This window comes from Promicromonospora vindobonensis, assembly GCF_042685865.1.
Classification (GTDB): Bacteria; Actinomycetota; Actinomycetes; order Actinomycetales; family Cellulomonadaceae; genus Promicromonospora; species Promicromonospora vindobonensis.
This window is the reverse complement of the sequence record NZ_JBHUOG010000002.1, coordinates 2,192,393-2,219,337: the sequence shown is the minus strand read 5'-3', so window position 1 is coordinate 2,219,337 and position 26,945 is coordinate 2,192,393. Positions and strand designations below refer to the sequence as shown.

Annotated in this window: 24 protein-coding genes and 1 pseudogene; 12 read left to right on the top strand and 13 right to left on the bottom strand. The window is 67.5% G+C overall.

What is annotated here, in order from left to right:
• Window positions 1-282: 282 nt before the first annotated feature.
• Entirely contained in the window at window positions 283-1,224 is a 942-nt protein-coding gene (locus tag ACFS27_RS23165) for an SDR family oxidoreductase (RefSeq protein WP_377188139.1), read from the bottom strand.
• Window positions 1,225-1,287: 63 nt separating this feature from the next.
• Window positions 1,288-2,043, bottom strand: a complete 756-nt coding sequence (locus ACFS27_RS23160; RefSeq protein ID WP_377188134.1) for an SDR family NAD(P)-dependent oxidoreductase — start codon at window positions 2,041-2,043, stop codon at window positions 1,288-1,290.
• A gap of 118 nt (window positions 2,044-2,161) precedes the next feature.
• On the opposite strand from ACFS27_RS23160, the gene ACFS27_RS23155 reads away from it, so the two are divergent.
• From ACFS27_RS23155 to ACFS27_RS23145, 3 genes are all read left to right on the top strand, one after another.
• Entirely contained in the window at window positions 2,162-2,839 is a 678-nt protein-coding gene (locus ACFS27_RS23155) for a TetR/AcrR family transcriptional regulator (protein WP_377188137.1), read from the top strand.
• Between the two features lie 375 nt (window positions 2,840-3,214).
• Window positions 3,215-3,970 carry an SDR family NAD(P)-dependent oxidoreductase gene (locus ACFS27_RS23150; RefSeq protein WP_377188134.1) on the top strand — a complete coding sequence of 252 codons (756 nt, stop codon included), beginning with the start codon at window positions 3,215-3,217 and terminating at the stop codon, window positions 3,968-3,970.
• 63 nt (window positions 3,971-4,033) lie between these two features.
• A complete protein-coding gene (locus ACFS27_RS23145; RefSeq protein ID WP_377188131.1) occupies window positions 4,034-4,978 on the top strand; it encodes an SDR family oxidoreductase in 945 nt (314 codons plus the stop codon).
• A 96-nt stretch (window positions 4,979-5,074) separates the two neighbouring features.
• Here the strand turns inward: ACFS27_RS23145 and ACFS27_RS23140 are convergent, their stop codons facing one another.
• On the bottom strand, window positions 5,075-6,091 hold the full coding sequence (locus ACFS27_RS23140) for a Kelch repeat-containing protein (RefSeq protein ID WP_377188128.1): 1,017 nt from the start codon (window positions 6,089-6,091) through the stop codon (window positions 5,075-5,077).
• Between the two features lie 551 nt (window positions 6,092-6,642).
• Between ACFS27_RS23140 and ACFS27_RS23135 the strand changes: the two genes are divergently transcribed.
• The 6 genes from ACFS27_RS23135 to ACFS27_RS23110 all read left to right on the top strand — a co-directional run bounded on the left by ACFS27_RS23135 (window position 6,643) and on the right by ACFS27_RS23110 (window position 14,605).
• On the top strand, window positions 6,643-7,689 hold the full coding sequence (locus tag ACFS27_RS23135; RefSeq protein WP_377188125.1) for an ROK family protein: 1,047 nt from the start codon (window positions 6,643-6,645) through the stop codon (window positions 7,687-7,689).
• Window positions 7,690-8,002: 313 nt separating this feature from the next.
• Window positions 8,003-9,637 (top strand): DUF4832 domain-containing protein, encoded by a 1,635-nt coding sequence (locus ACFS27_RS23130; RefSeq protein ID WP_377188122.1) that lies wholly within the window; start codon window positions 8,003-8,005, stop codon window positions 9,635-9,637.
• Between the two features lie 100 nt (window positions 9,638-9,737).
• Complete coding sequence (locus ACFS27_RS23125; protein ID WP_377188119.1) at window positions 9,738-10,694, top strand: carbohydrate ABC transporter permease; 957 nt, start codon at window positions 9,738-9,740, stop codon at window positions 10,692-10,694.
• 9 nt (window positions 10,695-10,703) lie between these two features.
• Window positions 10,704-11,606 carry a carbohydrate ABC transporter permease gene (locus ACFS27_RS23120; RefSeq protein WP_377188116.1) on the top strand — a complete coding sequence of 301 codons (903 nt, stop codon included), beginning with the start codon at window positions 10,704-10,706 and terminating at the stop codon, window positions 11,604-11,606.
• Window positions 11,607-11,649: 43 nt separating this feature from the next.
• Window positions 11,650-12,999 (top strand): ABC transporter substrate-binding protein, encoded by a 1,350-nt coding sequence (locus ACFS27_RS23115; protein ID WP_377188113.1) that lies wholly within the window; start codon window positions 11,650-11,652, stop codon window positions 12,997-12,999.
• 100 nt (window positions 13,000-13,099) lie between these two features.
• Entirely contained in the window at window positions 13,100-14,605 is a 1,506-nt protein-coding gene (locus ACFS27_RS23110; protein WP_377188110.1) for a glycoside hydrolase family 36 protein, read from the top strand.
• 164 nt (window positions 14,606-14,769) lie between these two features.
• On the opposite strand, the gene ACFS27_RS23105 is transcribed toward ACFS27_RS23110, so the two are convergent.
• Together ACFS27_RS23105 and ACFS27_RS23100 are read right to left on the bottom strand one after the other, a co-directional pair.
• A complete protein-coding gene (locus tag ACFS27_RS23105; protein WP_377188107.1) occupies window positions 14,770-15,225 on the bottom strand; it encodes a nuclear transport factor 2 family protein in 456 nt (151 codons plus the stop codon).
• 22 nt (window positions 15,226-15,247) lie between these two features.
• A complete protein-coding gene (locus ACFS27_RS23100) occupies window positions 15,248-16,174 on the bottom strand; it encodes an oxidoreductase (protein ID WP_377188104.1) in 927 nt (308 codons plus the stop codon).
• A gap of 66 nt (window positions 16,175-16,240) precedes the next feature.
• On the opposite strand from ACFS27_RS23100, the gene ACFS27_RS23095 reads away from it, so the two are divergent.
• The gene (locus ACFS27_RS23095; protein ID WP_377188101.1) at window positions 16,241-16,858 is read left to right on the top strand and encodes a TetR/AcrR family transcriptional regulator; all 618 of its coding nucleotides are present in this window, start codon (window positions 16,241-16,243) and stop codon (window positions 16,856-16,858) included.
• Between the two features lie 51 nt (window positions 16,859-16,909).
• Here the strand turns inward: ACFS27_RS23095 and ACFS27_RS23090 are convergent, their stop codons facing one another.
• From ACFS27_RS23090 to ACFS27_RS23080, 3 genes are all read right to left on the bottom strand, one after another.
• A complete protein-coding gene (locus tag ACFS27_RS23090; protein WP_377188098.1) occupies window positions 16,910-17,494 on the bottom strand; it encodes a TetR/AcrR family transcriptional regulator in 585 nt (194 codons plus the stop codon).
• 85 nt (window positions 17,495-17,579) lie between these two features.
• The gene (locus ACFS27_RS23085; protein ID WP_377188095.1) at window positions 17,580-18,992 is read right to left on the bottom strand and encodes an alpha/beta hydrolase fold domain-containing protein; all 1,413 of its coding nucleotides are present in this window, start codon (window positions 18,990-18,992) and stop codon (window positions 17,580-17,582) included.
• The gene (locus ACFS27_RS23080) at window positions 18,989-19,978 is read right to left on the bottom strand and encodes an oxidoreductase (RefSeq protein WP_377188093.1); all 990 of its coding nucleotides are present in this window, start codon (window positions 19,976-19,978) and stop codon (window positions 18,989-18,991) included. The genes ACFS27_RS23085 and ACFS27_RS23080 overlap by 4 nt, the downstream gene beginning before the upstream one ends.
• Window positions 19,979-20,490: 512 nt before the next feature.
• On the opposite strand from ACFS27_RS23080, the pseudogene ACFS27_RS29770 reads away from it, so the two are divergent.
• A pseudogene (locus tag ACFS27_RS29770) lies at window positions 20,491-20,636 on the top strand (IS1380 family transposase); the annotation flags it as partial.
• A 125-nt stretch (window positions 20,637-20,761) separates the two neighbouring features.
• Here ACFS27_RS29770 and ACFS27_RS23075 read toward each other — a convergent pair.
• Complete coding sequence (locus ACFS27_RS23075) at window positions 20,762-21,913, bottom strand: GDSL-type esterase/lipase family protein (protein WP_377188090.1); 1,152 nt, start codon at window positions 21,911-21,913, stop codon at window positions 20,762-20,764.
• A gap of 131 nt (window positions 21,914-22,044) precedes the next feature.
• On the bottom strand, window positions 22,045-23,076 hold the full coding sequence (locus ACFS27_RS23070; protein ID WP_377188087.1) for an alpha/beta hydrolase: 1,032 nt from the start codon (window positions 23,074-23,076) through the stop codon (window positions 22,045-22,047).
• Window positions 23,077-23,282: 206 nt separating this feature from the next.
• Here ACFS27_RS23070 and ACFS27_RS23065 point away from each other — a divergent pair, with 206 nt between their 5' ends.
• The gene (locus ACFS27_RS23065) at window positions 23,283-24,299 is read left to right on the top strand and encodes a helix-turn-helix domain-containing protein (RefSeq protein WP_377188084.1); all 1,017 of its coding nucleotides are present in this window, start codon (window positions 23,283-23,285) and stop codon (window positions 24,297-24,299) included.
• A 321-nt stretch (window positions 24,300-24,620) separates the two neighbouring features.
• Here ACFS27_RS23065 and ACFS27_RS23060 read toward each other — a convergent pair whose 3' ends face one another.
• The 3 genes from ACFS27_RS23060 to ACFS27_RS23050 all read right to left on the bottom strand — a co-directional run bounded on the left by ACFS27_RS23060 (window position 24,621) and on the right by ACFS27_RS23050 (window position 26,898).
• A complete protein-coding gene (locus tag ACFS27_RS23060) occupies window positions 24,621-25,226 on the bottom strand; it encodes a YdeI/OmpD-associated family protein (protein ID WP_377188081.1) in 606 nt (201 codons plus the stop codon).
• A gap of 54 nt (window positions 25,227-25,280) precedes the next feature.
• Entirely contained in the window at window positions 25,281-26,324 is a 1,044-nt protein-coding gene (locus tag ACFS27_RS23055) for an aldo/keto reductase (RefSeq protein ID WP_377188078.1), read from the bottom strand.
• Between the two features lie 106 nt (window positions 26,325-26,430).
• A complete protein-coding gene (locus ACFS27_RS23050; protein ID WP_377188075.1) occupies window positions 26,431-26,898 on the bottom strand; it encodes a VOC family protein in 468 nt (155 codons plus the stop codon).
• Between the last annotated feature and the right edge of the window lie 47 nt (window positions 26,899-26,945).

The window sequence follows — 26,945 nt, the reverse complement described above, 5'->3', positions numbered from 1 at the left end:
GGGTCAGGATGCTGAATGATCCAGATGGTCGAAGCACTCATTCACGGTCAGGCGTGATGATGTACATGACGACTGGCTGATGGCCAACATGGGTCGCGACCGCTCCTACGACATCAGTGCCGCCCGCACCGAACTCGGATACCGATCGTCTCGTGGCCGCGACGGTCCTGAGGCCAAGAAATGCGTCCGTGGCGTTGGGCGTAGGGCCCAGCGCCACGGACGCGGTTGGTCAGGAAACTGGCAGGCCGGTGTGGAGCAGCCCTGCCAGGGTCGAGCTCTGTGCTATCCCTCGATCTGAACCCCGGTGAGTTCCTTCGAGACCTGCCAGACTCGCTTGGCCTCCTCGGTGCTGCGCAGTCGCCCGTACATCGCTTGCTCGGCTGGCGGGCCCCCGAGGTGCCCGGGCCAGCTGGGTCCGTACAGGGCACCGGGCTTGGCGGCAGGGTCGGTCGCGGCCATGATGGCGGGCAGCGGGGCGCTTTCGACAGTGCCGAACAAGATGCCGCGGGCCGACAGTGCCCTGATCAGCCGGAGCCGTGGCGTTGGCCGGGTGCGGCCGACCTCTGGTCGTGGTGCCAGCAGGCTGGTCGGGGCTACTCCGGGGTGGGAGAGGTTGCTCGTGATGCCCCAGCCATCCGCCCGGCTGCGGCGCTCCAGCTCGAGGCCGAACAGTCCGACCGCGATCTTCGACTGGGAGTAGGCGCGGTCGCCGTTGTACGAGCGTTCCCAGTTCAGGTCGTCCCAGTTGATGGCGTGCTGGTTCGCGGCGATGCTGATCTGCGAGGTGACACGGGCGTAGCCGGCGCGCAGCAGCGGGAGCAGATGGGCGACCAGGGCGTAGTGGCCGAGGTGGTTGGTGCCGAGCTGTAGCTCGAACCCGTCAGTGGTGGTCTGTCGGTCGGGCGGGGTCATGACGCCGGCGTTGTTGATCAGGAGGTGGATGGGGCGGCCGTCCGCGCGCAGGGTGTCGCCGAGGGTGGCGACGGATTCCAGTGAGGACAGGTCCAGACTGTGTAGCTTGACGGTCGCGCTCGGGATCTTCTGCACGATCGTGGCCACGGCGGCCTCGCCCTTTCGGGGGTTGCGTACGGGCATGATGACCTCCGCCCCTGCGGCGGCAAGCCTGGAGGCCATGACCAGGCCCATGCCGTCGCTGGCGCCGGTGACTACGGCTCGTTTTCCGGTCAGGTCGGGGATGGTGATGTCGATGGTTCGGCGTGCCATGGTGGTTCGCTCTCTCGCGTGTCGTCGTGCGGGGTCCGGGCGATGCGGGTCGGGGTGCGCGTGCTAGGCGGGGGCGCCGCCGCTGACGAGGAGGTGCTGGCCGCTGATCCAGTGGGCAAGAGGGCCGGCGAAGTACTCGGCGGCGTCGGCGACGTCGTCGGGCGTGCCGAAGCGGCCTTCCAGGGGGCGCATGGCCGAGAACATGGCGCGCATCGGGTGCTCCTCGGGGAGCTGGGTGAAGACGCCGGCACCCTCGATCGCGGTCGGGATGATGGAGTTGACCGTGATGCCCCGCTTGCCGACCTCCTGGGCAAGGACCTCGACGGTGTACCGGGCGGCCATCTTGCTCGAGCCGTACAGACCGACACCGGGATTGGCCAGGGCGGTGGTGCTGGAGCCGACGTTGATGATCCGGCCGTGGTCGGCGACGTACCGGGCGGCCTTCTGCAGCGTGAAGAAGGTGGCCTTGGCGTTGATGGCGAAGAGCCGGTCGAACTGCTCCTCGGTCACCTCGCTGATCGGCTGGTCAACGATCTCCACCCCCGCGTTGGCGACCACGATGTCCAGCTGCCCGAAGGCCTCGACGGACTTCTGGAACAGACCCTCCAGCGCGTCCAGGTCGACGACGTCCGCCTGGACGGCGACAGCCCGTGTGCCCAGCGCCTGGATGTCCGCCACCGTCTGGAGCGCGGCCTCCTCGCTGCGTGCGTAGTTGATCACGACGTCGGCACCGCACTCCGCGTAGCGCAGAGCGATAGCACGCCCGATCCCGCGCGCCGAACCAGTCACCAGCGCTACCTTGCCCGACAGATCAGTCATCATCCGCTCCCTTGTGATGCCCGGTCCTAGGTGTAGTGACCGCGTTCGTGTTTGCCAGCATAATCAGGCAGGTGTTGGATTTCCTGTCGGAACCTGTTCAGACTCCCTTGGAGGACAGATGGAGACGTCACGTCGCAGGCGGGGACCGGGCCGGCCGGGCGCCCATGAAGCGGTGCCGGAGCTGGAGCAGGTGCTCGATCGAGCCCTGGAAGCCTTCGCCGAGCACGGCTATGAGGCGGTGTCGCTGCGGCAGCTCAACGCCCACCTGGGGATGGGGCACACGTTCATCTCGGACCGCTACGGCTCGAAGGAGGCGTTCTGGAAGGTCGTGGTGGAGCACGCTTTCGACCAGGTGCGTCCCGAGGTCGCCGCCGCGCTCGTCGACGACGGCAAGGACGAGCTCGAGCGCCTCGTCGCCGCTGTGCGGGCACTGCACCGCGCGTTGTCGCGGTCCGCCCATTTCGCCGGACTGATGGACCAGGAGGCGCGGGTGGAGTCACCGCGCCTGGCGTATCTCTACGAGTTGATGGCGCCGTGGCTCGACGGGATCAAGCCGCTCTTCACGCGGCTCGTCGAGCGCGGGGACCTACGACCGATGCCGTGGTACCTGTTCCATTTCCTGATCACGGCGCCGTCGAGTCTCTACAGCCAGCCACCGCTGGCGCGGCGGGTGGGGCGGCCGGACGACGCCGACGACCACGACCTGATGACTGACCTGGTGCTCGGAGGGCTGCTCGGCACGGAGGGCTCTGTAGCGCAGGACTCTTCGAACAGGGGCGACGGTCCGGTCCGGTGAAGCGGACCGTGCAGTGACTTGGACATCAAGGTAGTGGCACAACGACGCCACCTCCTCACGCCGCAGCCCGCTCGTCCGACGGCGCAGTCCCCGCATCAGGCAACGTCTTCCGGCTGCAGTGCCGTACGCCGATTGCGGAGGAACTCCGCCAGTGCAGTGCGATCAAACATGATGCCCCTTTGTCGTTCCTTCTCGTTTCTGTCGCTTGCCAGGCGGATCCACGGCAGATCGATCTCTTGATCGCGGTTCGAGGGGTGACTTGCCGAGCCTGTGATCGAGAGGTCCTGGATACGTGAGCGCGGTCCGCCGAGGATTGAAGCAAGGGCCGATATCGGATCCGAGGAAGAGAAGACCTGAGGAATGAAGGAGCGGATGATGACTGATCTGTCGGGCAAGGTAGCGCTGGTGACTGGTTCGGCGCGCGGGATCGGGCGTGCTATCGCTCTGCGCTACGCGGAGTGCGGTGCCGACGTCGTGATCAACTACGCACGCAGCGAGGAGGCCGCGCTCCAGACGGTGGCGGACATCCAGGCGCTGGGCACACGGGCTGTCGCCGTCCAGGCGGACGTCGTCGACCTGGACGCGCTGGAGGGTCTGTTCCAGAAGTCCGTCGAGGCCTTCGGGCAGCTGGACATCGTGGTCGCCAACGCGGGGGTGGAGATCGTTGACCAGCCGATCAGCGAGGTGACCGAGGAGCAGTTCGACCGGCTCTTCGCCATCAACGCCAAGGCCACCTTCTTCACGCTGCAGAAGGCCGCCCGGTACGTCGCCGACCACGGCCGGATCATCAACGTCGGCTCCAGCACCACCGCCCTGGCCAATCCCGGTGTCGGTCTGTACGGCTCGAGCAAGATGGCCGCCCGGTACACCGTCGAGGTCCTTGCCCAGGAGGTCGGCAAGCGGGGCATCACGGTCAACTCCATCATCCCGACCGCGATCGAGGGTGCCGGCGTCTTCACCCAGCTCCCCGAGGAGCACCCGATGCGCGCCATGTTCTCGGCCATGCGCCCCCTGGAAGGCCGCTTCGGCACGCCCGACGACGTCGCCGACGCCGCCGAGTACTTCGCCGGCCCTCTTGCCCACTGGATCAGCGGCCAGCACCTCCTCGTCAGCGGCGGCGCCCCCGCCTAGCACGCGCACCCCGACCCGCATCGCCCGGACCCCGCACGACGACACGCGAGAGAGCGAACCACCATGGCACGCCGAACCATCGACATCACCATCCCCGACCTGACCGGAAAACGAGCCGTAGTCACCGGCGCCAGCGACGGCATCGGTCTAGGGATCGCCGCCCGGCTGGCTGCGGCCAACGCGGAGGTCATCATGCCCGTGCGCAACCCGCGCAAGGGCAAGGCCGCAACAGACAGGATCGGTCGGGCCGTACCGGGCGCACGGGTGTCGCTGCGCAGCCTGGACCTGTCCTCGCTGGCCTCGGTCACAGCACTAGGAGAGACCCTGCGCGGGGAGGGGCGCCCCATTCATTTCTTGATCAACAACGCGGGTGTCATGACGCCGCCCAGCCGGCAGACCACCACTGACGGGTTCGAGCTGCAGCTGGGCACCAACCACTTCGGCCACTTCGCCCTGGCGGGTCACCTGCTGCCGCTGCTCCAGGCCGGTCGGGCACGCGTGACGTCGCAGGTTGGTGTCACCGTGCGCACCGGTGCCATCAACTGGGACGACCTGAACTGGGAACGCGGCTACCACGGCATGCACGCATACCGGCAGTCGAAGATCGCGCTCGGTCTGTTCGGCCTCGAGCTGGAGCGCCGCAGCAGGGCCCACGGCTGGGGCATCACCAGCAACGTCGCCCATCCCGGCGTCGTGCCCACGAGCCTCTTGGCAGCCCGTCCCGAGATCGATCGCGGCCAGGACACCGCGGGGATCCGTCTCATCCGCACGCTTTCGGCCCGCGGCATCCTGCTCGGCACTGTCGAGACCGCCCAGCTGCCCGCGCTCGTGGCCGCGACCGATCCCGCATCCAGGCCCGGCGCTCTCTACGGCCCTAGCGGCCCCGGCAATCTCGGCGGGCCGCCCGCCGAACAGAAGATGTACGGCCCGCTGCGTAGTTCCGCGGACGCCGCCCGCGTCTGGGAGATCTCCGAGCGGCTCACCGGGACCGTCTTCCCGAAAGCGTGACGCCTCCCTGCCCACCAAGAAAACTGTGCGATCCCACCAAGAGAACTGTGCGATGGTGCCGCGTCCGGCCGCACCGTCACACTCTCAGGCGCCAGGTCAGCGAAGTCGGGGTCGGAACGCGTCGTTCACGTCCATGGGGGAGCCGCCGCCGTGGTCGCCGCCTCCCGGGATGTAGACGGTGCCGCCGATACTGGTCGCGGCGGTCCCGTGCCGGGGGACAGGCATAGGGGCGAGTGCGGTCCACCGGTTGCGGCTCGTGTCGTAGGCCTCGACCTGGTCGAAGATCGACGTGGAATCGTCAGGGTTCCCCTCGCCGCCGAACGCATAGATCGTGTCACCGACAACGGCGGTGGCGATGCCGCCACGAGCGGTCGGCATCGGAGCTCGGGCGGACCATCGATGGGTGATCAGGTTGAGCGCGTACACGCTGTCGCGGACGTTCACCTGGCCGCGGTCGCGCCCGCCGACGACGTAGAGCATCTTCCCGACCACAGCACCGCCGACGTGGTCGCGCGCCTCCGGCAGCGATGGCAGTGTGCGCCACCGGCCGGTGACGACGTCATACGACTGTACGAGGTCCACCGTGTCCTGGAGCCCACCGGGGCCCGGCGTCAGGGTGCGCATACCGCCGGCCAGGTACACGGTGGAGCCGCGGACGCCGATCGCGCTGCTGCCGCGCTCCGTTCCTTCCGGCATCGGGGGCAGCTCGCGCCAGCGGTCGGCGGCGGGGTCGTAGACGAAGCTGTCGCCGAGTGCTTCCCACGATGCCCCGCCGGACAGGCCGCCGAGCACGTAGAGCCGTCCGCCAATGGCGGCCAGGTTGGGGTGGTTCATCGCCACGGGCAGCGGGGCGGCGTGCTCCCATGTGTCGCGCGCCGGGTGGTATACCTCGACGTCGGTGACGGTGGTCATCGATCCTGAGTCATCCGGTCGGATGCCGCCCACCACGTAGACCTCTCCGTTCAGTGCCGCGACGCCGTGCTCCTGGCGTGGCCCGCCCGCGATGGACGCGAGCTGCTCCCAGCTGCCGCCGTAATGAGCAATCTCGGGATTTGCCGTCACGCCGGTCGTTGGTGGATGGCCGGGGTGGGCCAGGGTTGCCGTTGCTGGCATGGTCAAAGCCAGGCCGAACGCCACTGCGGCTGTGGCAACCGCTCGGTGGGTGGTCGTCCTCGTCAGGTTCATGGCCTTCTCCAGGGTCGGAAGTCTTACCTGCCCATTTCTTTCTAATGCGGTACGTAGCGTTATCGGGGGACGTGGCTGGCTGACGATTCGCTACTTGGGGCCACGTGGGCCATGGCATCGATCCTCGGGGGACGGCGGAGACGTATCCAGGACCTCCCGATCACAGGATCGCCAGATCACCTCTCCGCTCGCGATGGGGACCATCAGCCCGGGCCCACCGCGTCGGGATGTTGCTCTTGTGGTGGGGTGCGGCGTCGCGCCCAGGACCTTGGCCGTGCCAGCGTGCCTTTCGGATCGTCCGTGCAGCGTTAGGGTTGAGCGCAGATGGCCAGGCGCGACGAGAGGAGGCGGCAGTGCGTAATCGGGTGCCAGCCGCCGCAGACTTGACCCGCCTGCGTGAACTCAACTCGCTGAGCATCGTGCATGCGCTTCGGGGGTCGTCGCCCGTGACTGTGAGCACGCTCGCGACCCAAACAGGGATGTCCAGACATTCCGCTGACGTCATCGTCAGGAGCTTGGTCGACGACGGCTGGGTGGAGGTCATCGAGCCGACCGGGAGCGTTGTCGGCCGCCCGGCTCGCCGGTACCGGTTCCACGCCACGGTCGGCCACGTCATGGGCGTGGATGTAGGCGGCCACAAGGTGCTGGCGCTCATCACCGACCTGGACGGCAACGTCGTCGCCTCAGCGCGGCATCTGGTCCAGCCCGAGGACGAACCCAGCATTCGGCTCGCAGCCATGGACGCGACGATCGCTGAATGTCTCGAGACCGCAGCCATGACGGCCACGGACATCTGGGCCCTGACCGTTGGTGTCACGGGCCCGGTGGACAGCACCGGTCGGACGTCCTTGTTCTCCCCGATGCCCGGCTGGTCCGGCGTCGACCCGATCGGGCACCTGAGCGACCGGTTCTCGTGCCCGATCCAGGTCGAGAACGACTGCAAGCTGGCGGCGATGGCCGAGCGGTGGCGTGGTGTCGCCCAGGACGCTGACGACATCGTCTACGTCCTTGCCGGGATGCGCACCGGCGCCGCGTTGATCATCGAGGGAAAGGTGCGTCGCGGGTTCGGGGGAGCTGCCGGTGAGATCGGCTGGCTGTTGCCGGTGCGGTGGCAGCGTTCGGTGACTCACCTGGAGAGCTGCGGGTCGCTTCCCTCCGGCATCGAGCCGAACGAGGTGCTCGGTTGGGTGCTCGCGGCCTGCCGTGACGGCGACCAGGAGGCCCAGACTGCGGTCAAGCGGTACGTGAAGGACCTTGCCGTCGGTGCTGCCGCCCTCGTGCTCGCCCTGGACCCGCAGGTGGTCGTTCTCGGTGGTGGCGTCTCGAGGTCGGCGGACGTGATCCTGGACCAGTTCAACGCCGAGCTCGAGAAGCTGAGCATGCGACCTCCCGAGGTCCGGGTCTCCATCTTCGGGGACGAGAGCGTCGCGCTCGGAGCAGTCCGGCTCGGTATCGACGAGGTCGACGCTCACTCGTTCGGGGAGCGGCTGCTGCAACCGGTGGCGCCGAGGCGGGTCGCGGGCTGACGCCCGCCTGAGGTAATCAAGCTCCGCTCGACGAGAACCTGGTCTGGGAGTAATAACGCAATACTTCTCCAAAACTTACGGTGGACTCTTGACGAATGAAGCCAGTCCTCTCTAGGGTCGCGGCAGGCACTACCGAGACCCGCCTGGCTGCACCGTTCGGCGCGGCCGCCTCAATGGAGAGGACACCCTCATGCGTCCGTCGCACGCGCGAATTGCCTTGGGCATGGCACTTGCCCTCATCACCGCTGTCACCGCGGGTTCGGCCGCAGCGGCCCAACCTCCACGCGGAGGGCCACCGCCCTCGGCCTCGTCCGTGTCCTACGCCGAGGACACCAGCGTCTTCCCGAACCCGGAGCGCGGGTTCTACCACCGCGTCGAGGTCGTCGGGCTCACCGCGGCCGACGTCGCTGTCGCGCGGGACCAGGACATCACCGTGCTGCACAGCTACATCCACCTGGACGCCTTCCGGACGTCGTCGATCTCCTCGTCGTTCCTCGGCGACCTCGCCGCGGGGCTCGACGTCGCGCGTGCCGGTGGGGTGAAGATCATCCTGCGGGTCGCCTACAACATGGGGCCGTACCCGGACGCCGAGCCCGACGCGAGCGAGAGCTGGATCGCGACGCACCTGGACCAGTTGCAGCCTGTCTTCGCCGAGTACAGCGACGTGATCTCGTCGTTCGAGGCCGGCGTCGTCGGCGCCTGGGGTGAGTGGCACACCTCCACGCACGGGTACGACCTCGACCCCGACGCCAAGAACCGCATCCTGAAGAACATCCTGTCGACGTTCCCGGCCAACCGGCAGGTAGCACTGCGCTATCCGAGCGACGTGCGGCAGCAGCTACCCATGCTGACCGCCACCGAAGGCGACCGCATCGGCAACCACCAGGACTGCTTCGGAGCCAGCGAACCCGACGACTGGGGGACGTGGGGCCGCGACGGAACCCCGGTCGCCGAGGACAAGGCGTTCATCGCAGAGGTCGGCGAGCAGCACGTCGTCGGCGGCGAGACCTGCAACGTGGACAGCCCGCGTGCGGACTGCCAGACGGCGTTGGACGAGATGCCGATGATGCACTTCTCGTACCTCAACATCGACTACGAGCCCAACGTGATCCAGAACTACCGCGATCAGGGATGCTTCGACACGCTGCAGCGCAACCTCGGCTACCGCTTCCGGCTCCTCGACGCGGACCTTCCCGACACGGTCCACCCCGGCGGACAGCTCGACCTGCGGATCGACCTGCGCAACGACGGCTGGGCCGCGCCGTACAACAGCAGACCGGTCTTCGCCGTGCTGGATGGCGCCGGCGGCACCTATGCGCTGCCGGTGCCTGCGGACCCCCGGGACTGGGCCTCGGGCGGCGAGGTGCGGATCAGCCCGTCGCTGACCGTCCCGTCAGACGTACCGGCCGGCAGCTACCGGCTGTCGCTGTGGCTGCCCGACCAGGAGCCTGGCCTGCGGGTCAACCCGGCCTACTCGGTCCGGTTCGCCAACATCGGCACCTGGGACCCTGCGACCGGCTACAACGTCCTCTCCGATGAGGTCACCGTCCAGGCGGGCGCCGGCAGCACGGCGTCGCACGAGGCGGAGGCGAGCGGGAACCTGCTGCAGGGTGGGGCTACGGTCGCGGCCTGCGGCGCGTGCTCCGGGGACAGCAAGGTCGGATACCTCGGCAACGGCGGCACCCTGACGTTCACCGGCGTCGACGGCGGTCCGGGTGGCGCTCGACAGCTGACCATCCACTACACGACGGCGGAGCAGCGAACCGCGAGCATCAGCGTCAACGGCGCCGACTCCAACGTCATCTCGTTCGGCCCGACGGGCGGCTGGGACGTGGTCGGCACCCGGACGGTGCCCGTGACGCTGGCCGCCGGGGCGAACACGGTGCGGTTCGCGAACTCCGGCGGCTGGGCCCCGGACGTCGACCGCATCGTCATCTCCGGTAGTTGACCTGTGCCTACCGGTCTTCACCCGCATGGACCGAATCAAGAGATGGAGGCCGCAGGTGCGAACGAGAACCACGCGGCAGGAACCAGTCGGTGACCGAGGTATGGACACCGACGCAGGATCGGCGCCGCGCCGGACCCACCGGACGGGTCAGGGCCCGTCTCGACCGGCCGGCAAGCCTGCGGCGAGGAAGCACCGGGACGACCGGCGGGTCGCGCCCCTGTTCGTCGCCCCCGTCCTGGTGGGCTTCGCCATCTTCTACCTCTATCCAACGGTCAGGGGCATCTGGTGGTCCCTGACCGACTACACCTTGCTCGGGTCACCGACCTTTGTCGGCCTGGACAACTACGCCAAGCTGATCCAGGACTCCGAGTTCTGGAACTCGATGCTGGTGACGTTCTACTACGTCGTCCTGAACATCGTCACGCAGACGGTCGCGGCACTGTTCATCGCTGCCCTTCTGCATCGCCTCACCCGGTCGGTGATGCTGAGGACGGTCCTGCTCGTGCCGTGGCTGGTGCCCAACGTGACCGTCGGGCTCCTGTGGATGTGGCTGCTCGACACGAATCTTGGATTCGTCAACAGCCTGCTGGGCAACCTCGGCGTCGGGCCCGTGGGCTTCCTGACCTCACCGGACCTGGTGATCCCCACCATCTCGCTGATCAACACCTGGTCCTTCACTGGCTACACGGCGCTGCTGTTCTACGCGGGAATGCTGCAGATCCCGGCGCATCTCTACGAGGCGGCGGCGATCGACGGGGCCGGGGAGTGGCGGGTGTTCACCCGGATCACGCTCCCGCTCCTGCGTCCGATCCTGGCGCTGGTCCTGGTGGTCTCGTTGATCGGCTCGTTCCAGATCTTCGACACGGTCGCCGTCACCACCGAGGGCGGGCCGGTCAACGCGAGCCGGGTCATCTACTACTACATCTACCAGCAGGCGTTCGAGTTCTTCGACATGGGCTACGCGGCGGCGCTGGCGATCGTCCTCGTCGTGATCCTCGGCCTGCTGACCGCCGTCCAGATGCGCCTCCTGCGGGCGTCACGATCCGAGCTCGTGTAGGGGCACCCCATGGCAATCGTCACTCTTCCAGCGGCTCGCCAGTACCGCATCGGACGCATAGCGGCCTGGGCGATCCTCGGCCTCGTGGTCCTGGCCACCGTGTTCCCCTTCTTCTGGATGATCCGCACGGCCCTGACACCGGCCGCGGACATCCTCAGCCAGTCCGGCCAGCTGTTCCCGAGCGATCCCACGCTCATCAACTTCGCCCGGGTGCTCGGCCTCACCACGGTCGAGGAGGCGCGCGCGGCGGGCGGATCGGGCGTGCACGTCGACTTCCTGCGCTACTCGTTGAACTCGGCCGTGTACTGCGTGCTGATCACCGTCTTCCAGACCCTGTTCTGCGCGATGGGTGGCTATGCCTTCGCGCGGTTGCGCTTCCCGGGGCGAGAACTTCTGTTCGGGGTGCTCATCAGCGCTCTGATGGTGCCCGGGATCTTCACCCTGCTGCCGAACTTCGTGCTGGTCCGAGATCTCGGGCTGCTCGACACGTTCTTCGGCATGGTCGCACCCACCGTGCTGATGACCCCGTTCGCGCTGTTCTTCCTGCGCCAGTTCTTCCTGTCCATCCCGCACGACGTCGAGGAGGCGGCGCTGCTGGACGGCGCCGGGAAATGGACGATCTTCTGGCGCGTGATCATGCCGATGAGCCGGGGGCCGCTGTCGACGATCGGACTCATCACCGCGGTCTGGGCGTGGAAGGACTTCTTGTGGCCGCTGCTGGTCGGCCGGGACGAGGACGTCCGGCTGATGACCGCGGCCCTCGGCATCTTCCTCCAGCAGTCGCCCAACACACAGCCTGACTGGACCGGTCTCATGGCCGCGTCGACCCTCACGGTCGTCCCGGTCCTGATCCTGCTGGTCTTCGTGGGCAGACGCCTGGTCGACAACCTCAACTTCACCGGAACCAAGTAGCTCAACCGGACGCGGCACCCGCCGTCCGACGAGAGGAAAAGTCATGGTCAAGAACATCCGAGCCATCGGACTGGCGAGCGCCGCGGCGCTCACCCTGTCGGTGGCGGCCTGCGGTACCGGCGACGGTTCGAGCGGTGGGCCAGGCGAGCAGGTCACCCTGCAGTACTGGTTGTGGGACGACCTGCAGCAGCCCGCCTACCAGGCGTGCGCCGACGCGTTCACCGAGGAGAACCCCGACATCGCGATCGAGATCTCCCAGACCGCGTGGAACGAGTACTGGCAGAACCTCACCACGCAGCTGGCCTCCGGGAGCGCGCCCGACGTCTGGACGAACCAGGCCTCGTACTACCCGCAGTTCGTGACGAACAACCAGATCCTCGACATCCAGCCCTTCGTGGACGAGGACGGGGTCGACACGACGCAGTACGTGGCCGGGCTGGCCGACATCTACGTGAAGGACGACGCGCGCTACGGCCTCCCCAAGGACTGGGACACCATCGCGCTGGTCTACAACAACGAGATGCTCGAGGACGCGGGCATCGACCCGGCCACGATGCAGGACCTGACCTGGAAGCCGACCGACGGCGGCACGTTCGAGGAGGTCATCGCGCAGCTGACGATCGACTCCAGCGGCCGCAACGGCCTCGACCCGGACTTCGACAAGGACGACGTCGAGGTCCACGGGTTCCTCCCGGAGTGGGCCGACGGCTCGCAGGGCCAGAACGGGTGGGGAAACCTGGCCGTCAGCAACGGCTTCCGCTACCTCGACGAGACGATGTGGGGCAGCGAGTTCCACTTCGACGACCCGGCGCTCGCGGAGACCCTGGCGTGGTACCGCTCGCTCATCGAGAAGGGCTACGCACCCTCCCTGGACGTGCAGTCGACCATGAGCCGGGACACCGTCATGGCGGACTCCGGCGGCGCCGTCACCACCCTCGGTTCCTGGGCGATCAACTCGTACACGTCGAGCGAGCTCGAGTTCACGTTCGCGCCGTTGCCTGTCGGCCCCGAGGGGCGCAAGAGCGCGATCAACGGCTTGTCCGACGCCATCTACGCCGGGACGGAGCACCCGGAGGCGGCCTGGGAGTGGGTCAAGTTCCTGGCCTCTCCCGAGTGCCAGAACATCGTTGCCGACGAGGGCGTCGTGTTTCCCGCCATCCAGGAGTCCTCGGAGCGTGCGCTCGCCGCTCGGGAGGCCAGCGGGGTGGACGTGAGCGTCTTCACCGACACCGCGGCGGAGCCCGACGGAACGTTCTTCCTTCCGGTGACCGAGCACGGCAACGAGATCAGCCAGATCGTCCAGGACGCGATGCAGAGCATCGCGCTGGGGCAGGGCGAGGCCGCGCCGACGCTGGAGACCGCTAACGAGAGCGTGAACGCCTTGTTCGACTGATCTCGTTCTGACTGCTCAACACCCCTTCTCAGACGATTCGACGTGCCGGCGCGTCGGGGCACCGGGCCCTGGCGCGCCAGCGCACCTTCAAGGAGACCGCATGGCTCAGCTTGTGACGATCGATGGACGCACGTTCGCCGTGGAGCACAGTGGTGGTTCCGATGTCCGGCCGACCCGGCACGGGGTGATCCTGCCTGCCGGCCGGGTGGCGGTCCTGCACGGGATGTCGGACGCCGAGGTCTATCGGCACGGGCAGAACTCGTGGAGTCCCTGCGGGTGGAGCCCGCTCGACGGGCCCCCGTTGCGGATCGAGAACGAGAGGCGCCGGGTCACCGCCGACGATCCGCTGTGGGACGACCCCAGCGGGCACCACTCGTCCGGGGTCATCGCCCTGCGGGGAGCGGACGGCATGGTGCTGCTCTTCGGTGCCCTCGGTCACGACACGCCGCGACTGTCCGCCGACGCCGACACCGTCTCCGGCTGGTACGAGAGCCCTCACGCGGGATGGTTCCTCGGTTACGGGGAGGAAGGCGCGGTCTTCGATGCCTATTGCGACGAGCTGATCGCACGGTTCGGGCGCAGGCACCAGCGCGCCGGCCGCGTGTGGTGCAGCTGGTACGCCTACTACGAGGACATCGACGAGCAGATCCTGGCCAAGGACCTGGCCGACCTGAGCCAGCTCCCGTTCGACGTGGCGCAGATCGACGACGGATGGGAGCAGATGGTGGGGGACTGGCAACCCAACGACCGCTTCCCCTCGGGCATGCGCGCGTTGGCGGGCCGGATCACCGAGTCCGGCCTGCGCCCAGGCCTCTGGATCGCCCCCTTCATCGTCCGACCGGAGTCACGGCTCGCGCACGACCGGCCGGAGCTCATCCTCCGCGACGTCGACGGCGACCCAGCCGTGGCCGGGTACAACTGGGGTGGGCCCTACTGGGCACTGGACCTCAGCCTCGAAGCCGCGCGCGACCATGTCGCCGAGACCATCCGGCGCGTCGTGCACGACTGGGGCTTCACCTACCTGAAGCTCGACTTCATCAATGCCGGGGCCGCCCCGGGGGTCCGGCACTCCGCCGGGATCGGTCGCGACCAGGTGTACCGGTCGGCGCTCGAGCTGATCCGGGACGTCGCCGGTGACGACGCCTACCTGCTCGGCAGCGGGGCGCTGCCGATCCCGTCCCTGGGAGTTCTCGACGCGATCCGGACCGGCCCGGACGTCGCACCCCTGTGGGACCACTACGCCACGTCGGACCCGTCGGACGCGTTGGCCCGGAACGCGCTGGTCACGACGGTGCACCGGCTCTGGCAGAAGCCGCTCATCGACCTCGACCCGGACGTGGTGTACTTCCGCAGCCGACGCAGCCTCCTGTCGCAGGATCAGCGACAGCTCCTGCAGGATCTGGCCCGGGTCTGCGGATTCATCGCCATATCGGACCCGCCGCGGTGGCTGGACGCGGATGAACGGGCCACGCTCGTCGACTATCTGAACGACGACCCGGACGTGACACGGCTGGGGCGGTACCGGTTCCTGATCGGCGACCGAGAGGTCGACTTCGCACCGGTCGTCGATCCCGATCGTCCGCCGGTGTTGTACCCGGTCAGCTGACTGCGACACCCTCCACGTCGGACGGGTGGCCGGTCCTGACCGGGTCTGTGCAGACCATCCCGACACCGGCCGAGACACCCTCGTCATCCTCGAGCGACGTCCACCAGACGCAGGACATTCGACGTCTGCTGGTCGGCCCGGGCCGACTACGTGGCTCGAGGGTCTCAGGAGGTCTGGGCGAGCAGGTGTGGGTTTTCCTGGTAGGCGGCGGTGAGCTTGACCTTGCTGAATCGCCAGCCGTTCTCGGTGCGGACTGCTTCGTTGTCGTAGAAGCCGACGACGAGCCAGCGGTTGGGTCCGCCGTCGGCGACCTCGTCCGGGACCCAGTGCTCGGCGCGCACGTGCGCGTGGGCTCGCGCGCTGTCGCCGTCGATGTCGATGACGTGGCCGGTGATGGCGTGGTGGGTTGCGATGAACGGATCGAAGGACCCGCGGAGGATCTGCACGTAGTCGTCGAGGGCTGTCTCTGTCGGAGGGACGTCTGCGACGGACTGGAAGTCGACAGTGAACGGGTCGGTGTGGACCAGGCGGGGCAGCTCGTCGAAGCTCTTCGTGTCTGCGATGTCGGCGTAGCGGCCAAAGAGCTCGATGATCTCGGCGCGGTCGGATTCCAGGGTCATGAGTGGTGCCTTCTCTTCCTTGTCAGTGGTGGTGGGTGTCGTGTGCGGGTGTTCTTTCGGTGCTCGCGCTGGGGAGGGGGAAGGTGGTGTCGGTCAGCTGTTCCGAGGCGTCCCACAGGCGGCGGGCGGTGTCGGTGTCGCGCGCCTTCGCGGTGCGCCTGGCGGGCGCCGGTGCGCCGCGCAGCCCCAGCAGCCGGTCAGGGCCGACGTAGGCATTGCCGGGGACATCCGCGGTCGCGGCGTAGAGCGTCGGCAGGGCGCCTGCCTCCGCGGTGTGCGAGACCCTGCTGATCAGGGCCTTCTCCGCACGGAACCGCAGCCCTCGGCCGTCGGCGTTCATCAGGTTCGTGGTGGCGATGCCTGGATGTGCGGCGGTCGAGATCACCGACGAGCCGGCGGCGGTCAGTCGCCTGTGCAGCTCATGGACGAACAGCAGGTTCGCGAGCTTTGACTGCCCGTACGCCGGGTAGGCGCGGTAGCGCCGCCGCTGCCAGTTCAGGTCCGTGAAGTCGATCGAGCCGATGAGGTGCGCGAGCGAGCCGACGGTTACGACCCGCTCGCGGACCTGGGGCAGGAGCAGGTTGGTCAGAGCGAAGTGTCCGAGGTGATTGGTCCCGAACTGCAGCTCGAACCCCTCGGCTGTGCGCTCCAGCGGTGGCAGCGAGAGACCGGCGTTGTTGATCAGCAGGTCGATGGGCTCGGTGAAGGTGTGCGCGAACTCCCGGACGGACGACAGGTCCGCCAGGTCGAGGCTGCGCACCTCGGTGTGTCCGGCCATCGTGGCGGCCGCAGCGAGCCCCTTGTCCTGGTTGCGTACGGCCAGGACGACTCGCGCGCCCCGTTGCGCCAGGGCGGAGGCGGTCACGCGGCCGATGCCGCTGTTGGCTCCGGTGATGACGACGGTGCGCCCGGTCATCGGTGGGACGTCGGCGAAGGTGAACGAAGCCATGCCAAGAAATGTAGTCACTGTCAACAGTGTTGTCAATGGCTACTTTACTCGCGTAGCATGTCGGCTATGAACGACCAGTCCGAGCAACGGCGATATCACCATGGGGACCTTCGGGCCGCACTGCTCGATGCGGCGGAGCACGGTGTGCGCACCCACGGTGCCGCCCAGCTGTCCCTGCGAGACCTGGCCCGGGAGGTCGGAGTCAGCCATGCGGCTCCGCGTAGGCACTTCGCCGATCGGCAGGAGCTGCTCGATGCGTTGGCGGAGGCTGGGTTCACCCGGTTGGGTGAGAGCATCCGGCGCGCCGTGGAGGATGCGAGCGATGGGTTCGCGGTGCGCACGCGCAGCGCGGTGTCCGCGTTCGCCCATTTCGCGATCGAGAACCCGGCGTTGCTGGAACTGATGAACTCGACCAAGCGCCAGGGCGCATCGAGCACTGCACGCGCTGCCGAGGCGGCGTTCGAGCCGATCGTCGAGCTGATCCGCGAGGGTCAGGCCCAGAACGTCCTTGAATCCGGCGAGCCGGAAGAGCTCGGGCTCATTCTGTACGCCACGGTCAATGGCATCACCATGCTCGTCAACACGAACATGGTGTCTGCCGGGCGACTCGACGAGCTCACCGACACCGCGGTGGGCCAGTTCCTCCGCGGCGCAGCTGGAGGGGCGCGTAGCCAGGCGAGGTGATCATAGAGACGGCACGGTGGCCGCATCGTCGACGGTCCACGAGTCGGCTGCCTAGTTGTCCCGTGCTGGTGCGGGGGCGACCAATTGTCGGACAGCGTCGACGACGAGCCGGCGTCGTTCCGCACGAGGCACGAGGCGGCGAACGTCCTCGCCTTGAAGCTGCCACATGTTCGCGATGGTGAGCAGCAGCGCGAGCAGCTCGGCCGCGTCCTGCCGGTCGGTCACCACACCGCGGCGCTGCGCGTCCTCGATGGCCGTCACCTTCTCGGTCATGGACTCGACCACGGTGGCGCGGGTCTCCGACTGTCGATGGCCACGCTCGAGCTGGTACCAGGTCATGAACCGCATGACTTCTGGATGCTCGAGACCGCCGTCGTAGAGCCGTCCGGCGTACTCCGCCAGGTCGTCGACGTCGATGGGGATGCCGGACACGACCTGCTCGACGATGGTGTCGTAGACCGCCTCGAACAGTCCTTCCTTTCCGTCGTAGAAGGTGTAGACCAGCCCAGCGCTCACTCCCGCGCGAGCGGCGATGCGATCGACGCGAGCGCCTCCGATGCCATGCTCGGAGAACTCGGCGAGCGCGGCATCCAGGAGCTGCCGGCGCTTGCCCTCGGGGTCCCTGGTGCGCGCCATGTCCATACCTTAATGAACCTTCATTCAATCGCCTGGAGATCTGCCGGATCGCCGGAGCCACCGGGTGGAGGTTCTTCGGGCTCGATCAGTGCGGCAGGGTGCGTACACCGAGCTGGAGCAGCATGCCGAGCAGGTCTTCGCCGAACCACGCCTCTGCGATCTTGCCGTCGCGTACGTGGTAGACGGCGATGCCGAGCCACTCGGCATCGCGCCCGGTCGCGTCCACGCCGAGGAAGGGCCCGGTGTGGGTGCCGCTGTTGGTGAAGCGGAGGACTACCTTGTCGTCGATGGTCAAGGTCTCGTGCACGGTCAGGTGCATCGCGGTGAAGGCGCTGCCGACGGCCCCACGAAGAGACTCCTTGTAGGCGTCGAGTCCTTCCAGGTCGCCGGCGCTGCCCGCATGCCATTTGAGGTTCTCGTGCCAGAGTTCGTCGACGGCGTCGATGTCTCCACCGTTGATGACCTCGGTGACGAACCGGTGCACAACCGTCGCCGGATCCTCGGGGGTCGTGGCACCGGGGGCGGGGGAGGTGGTGGAACGCGTCAGGAGGTCGTTGATCCAGGCGACGGTGCGTCCGGTCGCGAGCTCGCCGAGCGGTGTCCCCATGTTGCTGAACGCGTGTGCCCCTTCGGGCCAGATGTCCAGCTGAGCACTCCCTCCCGCGAGCTGCAGGCGGGCCGCGAGGATGATCGAGTCGTCGCGCAACGGGTCCAGGTCGCCGACCGTGACGAGGGCCGGCGGGAAACCCCTGAGATCGGCTAGCGCTGGTGACCAGCGCGGGGAGCGCCGTTGGTCACGGCTGAAGCCTGGGAAGGCCAGGTCGGCCAGGCTGTCCAACCAGGAGCGCGTCAGGACGAGTGAGTTCGCGGTCGCGGTGGCGGCGCCAGGGGACATACCTAGGTCGTAGACACCGGAGTCCAGGATTGCGCCGGCGAAGGCGGCGAAGGCGGGGTCGCCGGTCTCGCGCAAGGCCAGCAGGGTTGTCGCGGCAAGGTGAGCGCCGGCCGAGATGCCGCCGATCAGCAAGGTGCTCGCTCCGAGCTCGTCCGCTGCGTGCTTGGCGAGCCAGCGGGCCACGTGCGCCACCTCCTGGATCTGGTCGGCGGCGGTCACCTCGGGAGCCAGCCCGTACTCGGGGCTGACCACGACCGTGCCCGTGTCTCGAGCGATGCGGTCGTTGACGACGTCGTCGTCCTCGGGTGCTCCGGCGGCCCAGCCGCCCCCGTGGACGCGAAGGAGCGCGGCGCGTGGCGCCGGCGGGACGAAGACGCGCAGCCGGACCGGGCCGTTGGGCCCTTCGACCTGGCGCTCCTTTGGGCTGAGCTCCGTGGTGCCGGGATTGTTCGTGGTGCTGGACCGCAGTGCAGCGAGCCCCTCGGGCGTGCGGATGTCCGGATGCGGCATCTGTGCGATCAAGAAATTGGCACGACGCTGAGCGTCCAGCACCGCGGCGTCGATACCCTGGACCTGGAGGTCGAGGACCGGGTACGTGGTCATGATCGGTCGGTGGTCTTTCCTGGGTTCAACCGGCGGTCGTCCGCCCGGCATGTCGGATGAGGTTCGAAGCGGATGCCCGTCAGTCGCTCGCTCTCGGCCCACAGCCAGGCGCCCTCTGCTAGGGAGCCCATGTCGCGGGGCAACTTCACCGGCTTTGGTGTGCCCGAGGTTTGATCACGGCCTGCCGGGCCGAAGAAGCCCCCACTTGTGATGTCCGGAATGGTCGCCGCATAGAGCGAAGGCCACGCCGCACCGGCTGGTGATCCCATGAGGGTGCGGCGGGTCATCGCGATCACCGCCCGGGACAGCAGGCCGGCCGAGTGCCGCTGCAGGTTGGTCATGGCCACCCCGGGATGCACGGCCACCGCGGTCATCGACATCCCGCTGAGCCGGCGGGCAAGCTCCTGGGTGAAGACGATGTTTGCGCGCTTGGACTTGGCGTAGGCGTGCATAGCGCGATAACGCTGCTCGCTCAGGAGGTCGTCGAGCTGCCCGGAACGCCACGTCGCAGCCTGCGCGCTGACGGTCACCACGCGAGCGGCCCGGGCACGACGCAGTGCCGGCATAAGTTCGGCCGTGAGAGCGAAGTGCCCGAGGTGATTGGTGCCGACGGTCAGCTCGAAGCCGTCGGCGGTCGTGCGGCGATCGGGGATGTTCATGACGCCGGCGTTGTTGATCAGCAGATCGATCGTCCGTCCCGCGGCCAGTGGCGCACTCGCTTCGGCGATCGAGGCCAGCGAGCCCAGATCGACCACTAGCGTGTCGAGCCGCGCACCGGGGGTGTCGGCACGCAACTCGGCGACAGCGTGATCGAGCGTGTCCGGACGTCGGCCGGCGAGCAGGACGTGGGCGCCGTGACGGGCGAGCACGCGGGCGGTCTCGAGCCCGATCCCGCTGTTGCCGCCGGTGATCAGAGCGACCTGGTCACTCAGGTCACCGACCTGTTCCGGGCTCCAGTGCGGTGAGGCAGGACTACGGTTCACCACGCCTCCACTAATAAATGAGTGTTCATTAGCGTGATCATGGCATCGCGCAGCGACTGGTGTCAATGAACGTTCATTCAATAGCGGCGGGGGGTATCTGGCGGGCTCCGAAGCCAAGAAACGCGCCTGCGGCGCTGGTGCCCAGTGCCACGGACGCGAACGAGTTCGTCAGGGAGCTCGCAGGGCCGGTGTGGAGCAGCCCTGCCAGGGTCGAGCTCTGTGCTATCCCTCGATCTGAACCCCGGTGAGTTCCTTCGAGACCTGCCAGACTCGCTTGGCCTCCTCGGTGCTGCGCAGTCACCCGTACATCGCTTGCTCGGCCGGCGGGTCGCCGAGGTGCCCGGGGTCAGCTGGGTCCGTACAGGGCACCGGGCTCCACGGGCGAGGCCCATTCGGGATACCTGCCCGGGCCGGTCAGGACCTGGAGATTCCCGCCGTGCTTGGCCGACCGCCACTGGTCCGCCGCCCGAGCTCCGCGGGCGGCGACATTCGTGGTCGGGATCAGTGTGTCCTCCCGCCACGGCGGCATGGGTGGCCTGTTCGCCGGGACGTATGCGTCCTCGACGCTGGGATCTTTCTTGCGCGAGTTCTGTTTCGGGCGCGTTCGTCAACTCGACGGTGTTGCGTCCGTGTCCTGGGAAACGTCGCCGCCAACGCCCCGGCTGCTGCTATGAGGAGACACACTCGGCAGAAAGCACGTACGTCGTCCGAACAACGTCGAATTCGTTCTTGACCGTAGGGTGAGATCGCCTCACGCCATATCATCTGCGAACGTGCGCGCTCGCGTCATGGTCGCGACAATGCCAGCTGTGGAAATGTTTGGTCGGCGAATTTGGCGAACCGCTGGGCGATCAACTCTGCTCCGCCAAGGTTGGGGTGAATCCCGTCGACGGTGAATCCTGCGATGTCGTCCGCCTGCGAGAACAACTCTGGACCATCCAAGTAGACCAGCGCCGAGTCCGTAGGTGAACGATCGGCGACGATCGCTTCCAGTATCCGTCGGATGCGTTGGAGCGTCAGGGAGTCGTCGCCGTGCGCCGGCTCGCCCTCAGCCGCGGTCACCCGGAACTCGGCGTCCACCCCGGTCGGGCCAGGACGATCCTCGACTGCGGGGCACGCGATCGGCGAGATCACGACAATGGGGGTGTGCGGCTGTGTCTCCCGAATCGTGTCGAGGAATCCGTGCACGGCGGGCGCGAAGGTGCGGACTGTCATGGCGTCGTAGTTGACGACGTTGATTCCGAGCTTGAGGGTGATGATGTCGGCCGGCAGGGCGCGGATGGTGCGCGCGGCGAACGGGTCGAGCATGGCGTTGCCACCAAATCCGAGGTTTGTACCGTCCCAACCAAGGATGCGCGAGGCCATAGCGGGCCACGTTCGTGTGGGTCCCCCGGGGATCGTCATGTGGCTGATCGATGACCCGTAGTGGATCCACCGCACTGTATCGGCGATCTCGGCCCGTTGGATGGGGGCGTCCGAGATGACCTCGTGGAGTTCGATGGAGGCGGTGTTTGGCAGCCAGATCTCGACGACGCGGTCCTTGGCGGGCAGTCCGTCGAAGATGACGGTGGTGTTGCCGGCATCGACGTACTCGGTGGTGTTCTCGAGGTGATCGATGTTCGCAATGCCGCCGTCCTCCACCTGGCGAGTCGCGCGGACATCACCATCCTCGACGAGTTCGAATACGGCGGGCAGCGGCGGGGTGCCTACGTAGGCGGATCGGTACACCCGGCCCGTGAGTTCGAGCCGCGTGGCGCTTGTTCGGAACCGAAGTCGCACGCCGGCCGCGTTGTCAACGATGAACTTGGTGAATGCGTTCGGGAGCTGATAGCGGAGTTCTGAAAGGACTCGGGTTGGTGCGATTCGGCCGTCGATGACGATTCGGCTGGGCGCGCCGACGAGGTCGATGACGTTGTCGGTGAGGCGATAACTGGGCATGCTCTGCCTTCCCTCAACTGGCGGCGTGTACCGCTGGATATGGACATCCCCCGCGACCGTCTAAAACACGTGCAGGACGTGCACGCGGAACGGGTATCGGATGGACGAGTTTGCGCGCGTTCGCCGCTGCGTCAGCTCGCCTCGTAGTCCTCACGAGGGGTCGCGGAAGCGCGTGCGAGCTGGATGGCTTCGAACCTGCGGACCTCAGCTCTGAGCTCGTCGTCCTCGGGCGTGGTGCCGCCGAATCCACCGTGCGGCATCGCTTCCCAGATGTGAAGCTCCGCTTCGGTTCCGGTCGCCAGAAGCGCTCGGTGCATGCGGACCGTGTTCGAGAGAAACAGGTCGCGCGTGCCACTCTGCAGAAGCGTCGGGGGGAAGCCGCTCAGATCTCCGAACAGGGGAGAAACGTGTGGATGAGCGAGGTCGACGCCGTTCGCGTAGAGCAGGTTCACCGGCATGAGTGAGGTGAGCAGATTATCGATGCCGTCGTTGACCAGGAATGAGTCGCCGGATTCTGTCAGGTCGACTTCGGGCGTGAGGAGCACGAGTGCTGCCGGTACTGGAAGCCCGGCATCCTTGATCCGCAAGATCAGTGCGGCCGCCAGGTTGCCGCCACCGGATGCGCCGCTGACGAGGATCTGCGATGGGTGGCACAGCTCTAGTGCTGCACGATAGACCTCGAGCAGGTCGTCAAGCGCTGTCGGGAACGGATGCAGCGGAGGCATCCGGTAGTCGGGCGCCCAGGTGAGGCCCGCTCGGTCGACCGCGTGGGCAGCTCCGGCCATCCATGCCAGTTCCCCGCCGCCTGCGTAGAGTCCGCCGCCGTGGATCTCGATGAAGATCGGCGTACTCGCTTCCTCGGCGACATGCAGCGGACGGATCACATAGTTCGAGATCTGCCCGACGCGCGACTCGGTCACTGTGAATGACTCACGAGGCGGCATCGTGACCTCGTAGAACGGACGGACCACGTTGTCGATCGACTCGACCAGAGCGAGCCAACCCGATGTGTCGGTGTGATCCGGGTACGACGGTGTGGACATCGCGTCCGGCAAGGAGAGCATTCGCTGCGCCTGCTCGCTCACGCTCTGCGGCGCTGCGGGCCGGATCCGCTTCGTCCGAGGGGCCGTCGTCGCCGCTTCAAACGCCTTCATCTCGCTCATCGAGTCTCCTCAGATGATCACGCCGGTGTGATCGTGAATCCATCGTCTCAGTCACTTCAGGTCTGGTACACCGACGCTCGAACGCACTTCCAGGCCAAGACCCCGACGATTGTCGGGTGTATCGTCCGAGAAAGGCACGGAGGAGCCGCGGGGTACACGGGGATGTGTCGCTCCGGCGCCGCTCGGCCGCCGGGATGGAGGGGCCCATGAGGGAGCTGTTCGGCAAATTGGTCGACCTCGATCCGGCGGCGAGCGATGCATTGCGCGTGATCGAGTATTTCGACCGACTCGTGAGCGCCCGTGCGGGCACGACTGCCCTGCTGAAGGAAGCCGCCGTCCTCGCGCGAACGAAAGTCGGGTACGAGAAGGACGGTCAAGCTCGTACGTTCCTGCCGTCCGGCTCAGAGGGGACGCCTACCCCGAGGAGTATGGAAGCGATCGTCTCCGAGACGGCGGACGGAGCGATCGTCTGGATGGAACTCAACGAGGCGAGCGTAGCGACCGCATCGATGGTGCTCGATCGGCTAGCCCTCGCGCTCGCCGTGAGCGCTATGCAGGTCGAGGACGGTGCATCGCGCTCGGCAGTGACCATTCTGCTCTCACCGCCGCTTCCAGGCGAGGATCTCGGCTCTCGAACCGCCGCGCTCGGGAAGCTGAGGCTCGAGCCCAACGGCGTATTCCGAACCCTTGCGCTCCCGCTGGACGTCTTGCCACCACCGGGTTGGCCGCAGACGCTGGTCGAGACTCCATGGGGCCGTGTGCGCGGCGTCATCGCACGGAGCGGCTTCACGTGGAATCAGGCGGGCGGCATCGGGACCGCTACCGACGGTTACGGGATACACGAATCGTGGTGGCGTGCCACTGTAGCTCTCCGGCTCAGCGACAATATTCGGCCGTTCGAGGCGGACAGCCTCGGATCCCTGCTCGTGCCGTTGCAACCCTCTGCCGCCGGCATTGGCGCCGATGAACTCGACCGCGTGCGCCGCGCCCTGAAGAATCGGTGGACGACCGACGAGCTCGCCGCAGTAGCTGACGGCGGTAGCCTGCGCAGGGTTGCCGCCGTCTCCGGCCTGCACCACTCCACGATCACCGAACGCCTCAACCGGCTACCGACCATCCTCGGCTACGACCCAAAGACCGGGACCGGACGCGCACGGCTCACCATCGCACTCATGCTCCACCGACTTGACGAGCCCGCCCCGTTCGACCGTCCGATCCTCTGACAACGATGAAATCGTCCCCGGTTCTCGGCGGCCCTGGCTTGCGACGAGGTAGGGCGACGATCGTTCTCGACACGACTCCCGAGGGGCAGCCAGGCTGAGGATTCCATGTCCGTCACCCGGGATGTGGCGGATCCATCCCAGTTGTCAGGACCGGCGGGGTCGATAGTAGACGGTGCGGTCATCGTGATGCTCCGTTCGAGAGTGCTTGAGACGTTCACTCGAAGGATCACGCGGTGGCCGCACTTCGTCTCCTCGAGACGATCACGCCGACCGCGTTGCACCACTATCAGGGGCACAACCGCTGTCCTGGCGGAGGGGGCTTCAATTTCTTCCACGCCCGTTGCTGTCGCGACCTGCGATGCGACCGTTGGGTTCGGCGCTGTCGAGTCGTCGGATGAGGGCAGAGATACGTTGGTCCCGTATGGCCGGCGTGGCTGTCATGATCGACAGGAGCAGCGAATAGCGTGCGCCCGCAGTCAGGGCAGCGAAGCGCGCGGCGGCGCCCGGGGATGCGGCAAGTGCGGCCGCAAGGTCCTCGGGCATCTCCGCGGTCGCCGAACCCGCGTAGGCCCGTTCCCATCGGCCGTCGAGCTGGGCCCGCTCGACCTCTGCCTGGCCCCGTGGTCGCATTCGGCCCTGCTCGGCCAGGGCTGTCACCAGCCCGACGTTTCGCTGCGACCAGATCGAATCACGCCGCCGCGGCGTGAACCGCTGGAGGAACGTACCGGCATCCCGTCGTCGCTTCTGGCCGTCGATCCAGCCGCTGCACAGCGCCTCGTCCAAGGCCTGGGCGTACGTGACGGCCGTCGGAGAGGCCGCACCCTTCTTCGCGAGCACCAGCCACACCCCGTCCGAGGAGCGCTCGTTGGTGTCGAGCCATGCTCGCCAGCCTGCGGCGTCCGGAATCAGCAGCGGTTGTTCGTTCATGCGTTCATCCCTTCACTGACGATGCCCTGGGGCCTCGTCCTACCGCCCGGATGGTCAGGCGACGGCACGGTCGTCGGCGGCGCGGCGGCGCAGCTCGGGACGCTGCAGGGGTGGTGGCGCGTACGCGAGGTCCATCGGTCCTACGTCGGTTCCCGGTGGCACGATCTGGTCGATCCGGTCGAGGAGGTCGTCGTCGAGGACGGTGGCAGCCCCTGCAAGGAGGTCGTCCAGCTGGTCCATCGTGCGAGGCCCGATGATCGCCGAGGTGACCGCGGGGTGGGCGGTGACGAACGCCAGCGCGAGGTGGGGCAGGGGGATCCCGACCTGCTCGGCGACCGGCAGGAGTGCCTCGACGGCGTCGAGCTTGCGCTCGTCGGTCATGTGCCCCGGCACCCACTGCAGGTGGGCGGCGGACGCCGTCTCGCCGCCGCGCTTGCGGTAGCGGCCGGTGAGCAGCCCCATCGCCATCGGGCTCCATATCAGGGTGCCCAGGCCGTAGGTCTGGCAGACCGGGAAGATCTCCCGCTCGGCGCCTCGGTTAAGGATCGAGTAGTGCGGCTGCTCGGTACGGAACCTGGCCAGCCCACGCTCCTCGGAGACCCACTGCGCCTGGACGATCTCGGAGGCGGGCAGGTTGGAGTGACCGATGGCCCGCACCTTGCCCGAGCTGAGCAGGTCGGTCAGCGCGCTCAAGGTCTCCTCGATGTCGGTGTCTGGATCGGGGTGGTGGATCTGGTACAGATCGATGTGGTCGACACCGAGCCGGCGCAGGGACGCCTCGACGGCCGACACGATCCAGCGGCGGGAGTTGCCACGCTGGTTGGGTCCCGGCCCCATGGGGCCGTTGACCTTGGTGGCCAGGACCACCTCGTCCCGGCGATGGCCCCGAAGAGCCTTCCCGACGATCTGTTCGGACTCACCATCGCCACCCCCGTAGACGTCCGCGGTGTCGATGATGTTGATCCCGGCGTCGAGCGCGCGGTGGATGATGCGTACGCACTCGTCATGGTCCGGGTTGCCTGCTTGCCCGAACCGCATAGTGCCCAGTGCGTAAGGACTGGCCTGGATACCGGTGCGTCCGAGTGGTCGAGTGTGCATGGTTGCCTCCTGCATGGTGCTCGTCTCCCTGGCAGGTCACCAGGGTGGTGGGGGCGGGGCGCGGCCCGGTTGGGCCGCACCCCGGGGCAGTGTCGGGGGAGAGCCGTCAGGCCGGGGTGTACTCGGCCGCGACGTCGAGGATCCAGGTGATGCCGAAGCGATCGGTCAGCATCCCGAAGGCGGGCGCCCACTGTGCCGGCGCGTAGGGCTCGATGACGGTGGCGTCCTCGGCCAGTCCCTCCCACAGCGCGCCGACCTCGTCGACTGTCTCGCCGCGGACGGAGAGGAAGAACGGCTCCTTGGTGATGGTGACGCCGTTCTCGCGGTGGGTTGTGGGCGTGCCCTGGGCGACAGGTGCGTCCGGGCCGGGGACGTCATAGGCCATGATTCGGAAGCCGTTGTCGGCGACGACCTGGCCGAACACCACGTTGGTGGCGCCGGGCAGCTCGGCGGGCATGCCGAAGTCGCCGTAGGTCGTGACGGTGAGCTGTCCGCCGAAGACGGAGTGGTAGAACTCGAGGGCGGCGCGGGCCTGGCCTTGGAAGTTCAGGTGGGCGACTGTGTTGATTGCCATGGTGCTGTGGTCCTTCTCAGCTGAGAGTCGTCGCTGGAGGTTTCCGG

Coding starts and splice junctions, on each gene's coding strand:
- ACFS27_RS23165 (WP_377188139.1), bottom strand. CDS start 1,224: ATGGCACGCCGAACCATCGACATCACCATCCCCGACCTGACCGGAAAA.
- ACFS27_RS23160 (WP_377188134.1), bottom strand. CDS start 2,043: ATGACTGATCTGTCGGGCAAGGTAGCGCTGGTGACTGGTTCGGCGCGC.
- ACFS27_RS23155 (WP_377188137.1), top strand. CDS start 2,162: ATGGAGACGTCACGTCGCAGGCGGGGACCGGGCCGGCCGGGCGCCCAT.
- ACFS27_RS23150 (WP_377188134.1), top strand. CDS start 3,215: ATGACTGATCTGTCGGGCAAGGTAGCGCTGGTGACTGGTTCGGCGCGC.
- ACFS27_RS23145 (WP_377188131.1), top strand. CDS start 4,034: ATGGCACGCCGAACCATCGACATCACCATCCCCGACCTGACCGGAAAA.
- ACFS27_RS23140 (WP_377188128.1), bottom strand. CDS start 6,091: ATGCCAGCAACGGCAACCCTGGCCCACCCCGGCCATCCACCAACGACC.
- ACFS27_RS23135 (WP_377188125.1), top strand. CDS start 6,643: ATGTCCAGACATTCCGCTGACGTCATCGTCAGGAGCTTGGTCGACGAC.
- ACFS27_RS23125 (WP_377188119.1), top strand. CDS start 9,738: ATGGACACCGACGCAGGATCGGCGCCGCGCCGGACCCACCGGACGGGT.
- ACFS27_RS23120 (WP_377188116.1), top strand. CDS start 10,704: ATGGCAATCGTCACTCTTCCAGCGGCTCGCCAGTACCGCATCGGACGC.
- ACFS27_RS23115 (WP_377188113.1), top strand. CDS start 11,650: ATGGTCAAGAACATCCGAGCCATCGGACTGGCGAGCGCCGCGGCGCTC.
- ACFS27_RS23110 (WP_377188110.1), top strand. CDS start 13,100: ATGGCTCAGCTTGTGACGATCGATGGACGCACGTTCGCCGTGGAGCAC.
- ACFS27_RS23105 (WP_377188107.1), bottom strand. CDS start 15,225: ATGACCCTGGAATCCGACCGCGCCGAGATCATCGAGCTCTTTGGCCGC.
- ACFS27_RS23100 (WP_377188104.1), bottom strand. CDS start 16,174: ATGGCTTCGTTCACCTTCGCCGACGTCCCACCGATGACCGGGCGCACC.
- ACFS27_RS23095 (WP_377188101.1), top strand. CDS start 16,241: ATGAACGACCAGTCCGAGCAACGGCGATATCACCATGGGGACCTTCGG.
- ACFS27_RS23090 (WP_377188098.1), bottom strand. CDS start 17,494: ATGGCGCGCACCAGGGACCCCGAGGGCAAGCGCCGGCAGCTCCTGGAT.
- ACFS27_RS23085 (WP_377188095.1), bottom strand. CDS start 18,992: ATGACCACGTACCCGGTCCTCGACCTCCAGGTCCAGGGTATCGACGCC.
- ACFS27_RS23075 (WP_377188090.1), bottom strand. CDS start 21,913: ATGCCCAGTTATCGCCTCACCGACAACGTCATCGACCTCGTCGGCGCG.
- ACFS27_RS23070 (WP_377188087.1), bottom strand. CDS start 23,076: ATGAGCGAGATGAAGGCGTTTGAAGCGGCGACGACGGCCCCTCGGACG.
- ACFS27_RS23065 (WP_377188084.1), top strand. CDS start 23,283: ATGAGGGAGCTGTTCGGCAAATTGGTCGACCTCGATCCGGCGGCGAGC.
- ACFS27_RS23060 (WP_377188081.1), bottom strand. CDS start 25,226: ATGAACGAACAACCGCTGCTGATTCCGGACGCCGCAGGCTGGCGAGCA.
- ACFS27_RS23055 (WP_377188078.1), bottom strand. CDS start 26,324: ATGCACACTCGACCACTCGGACGCACCGGTATCCAGGCCAGTCCTTAC.
- ACFS27_RS23050 (WP_377188075.1), bottom strand. CDS start 26,898: ATGGCAATCAACACAGTCGCCCACCTGAACTTCCAAGGCCAGGCCCGC.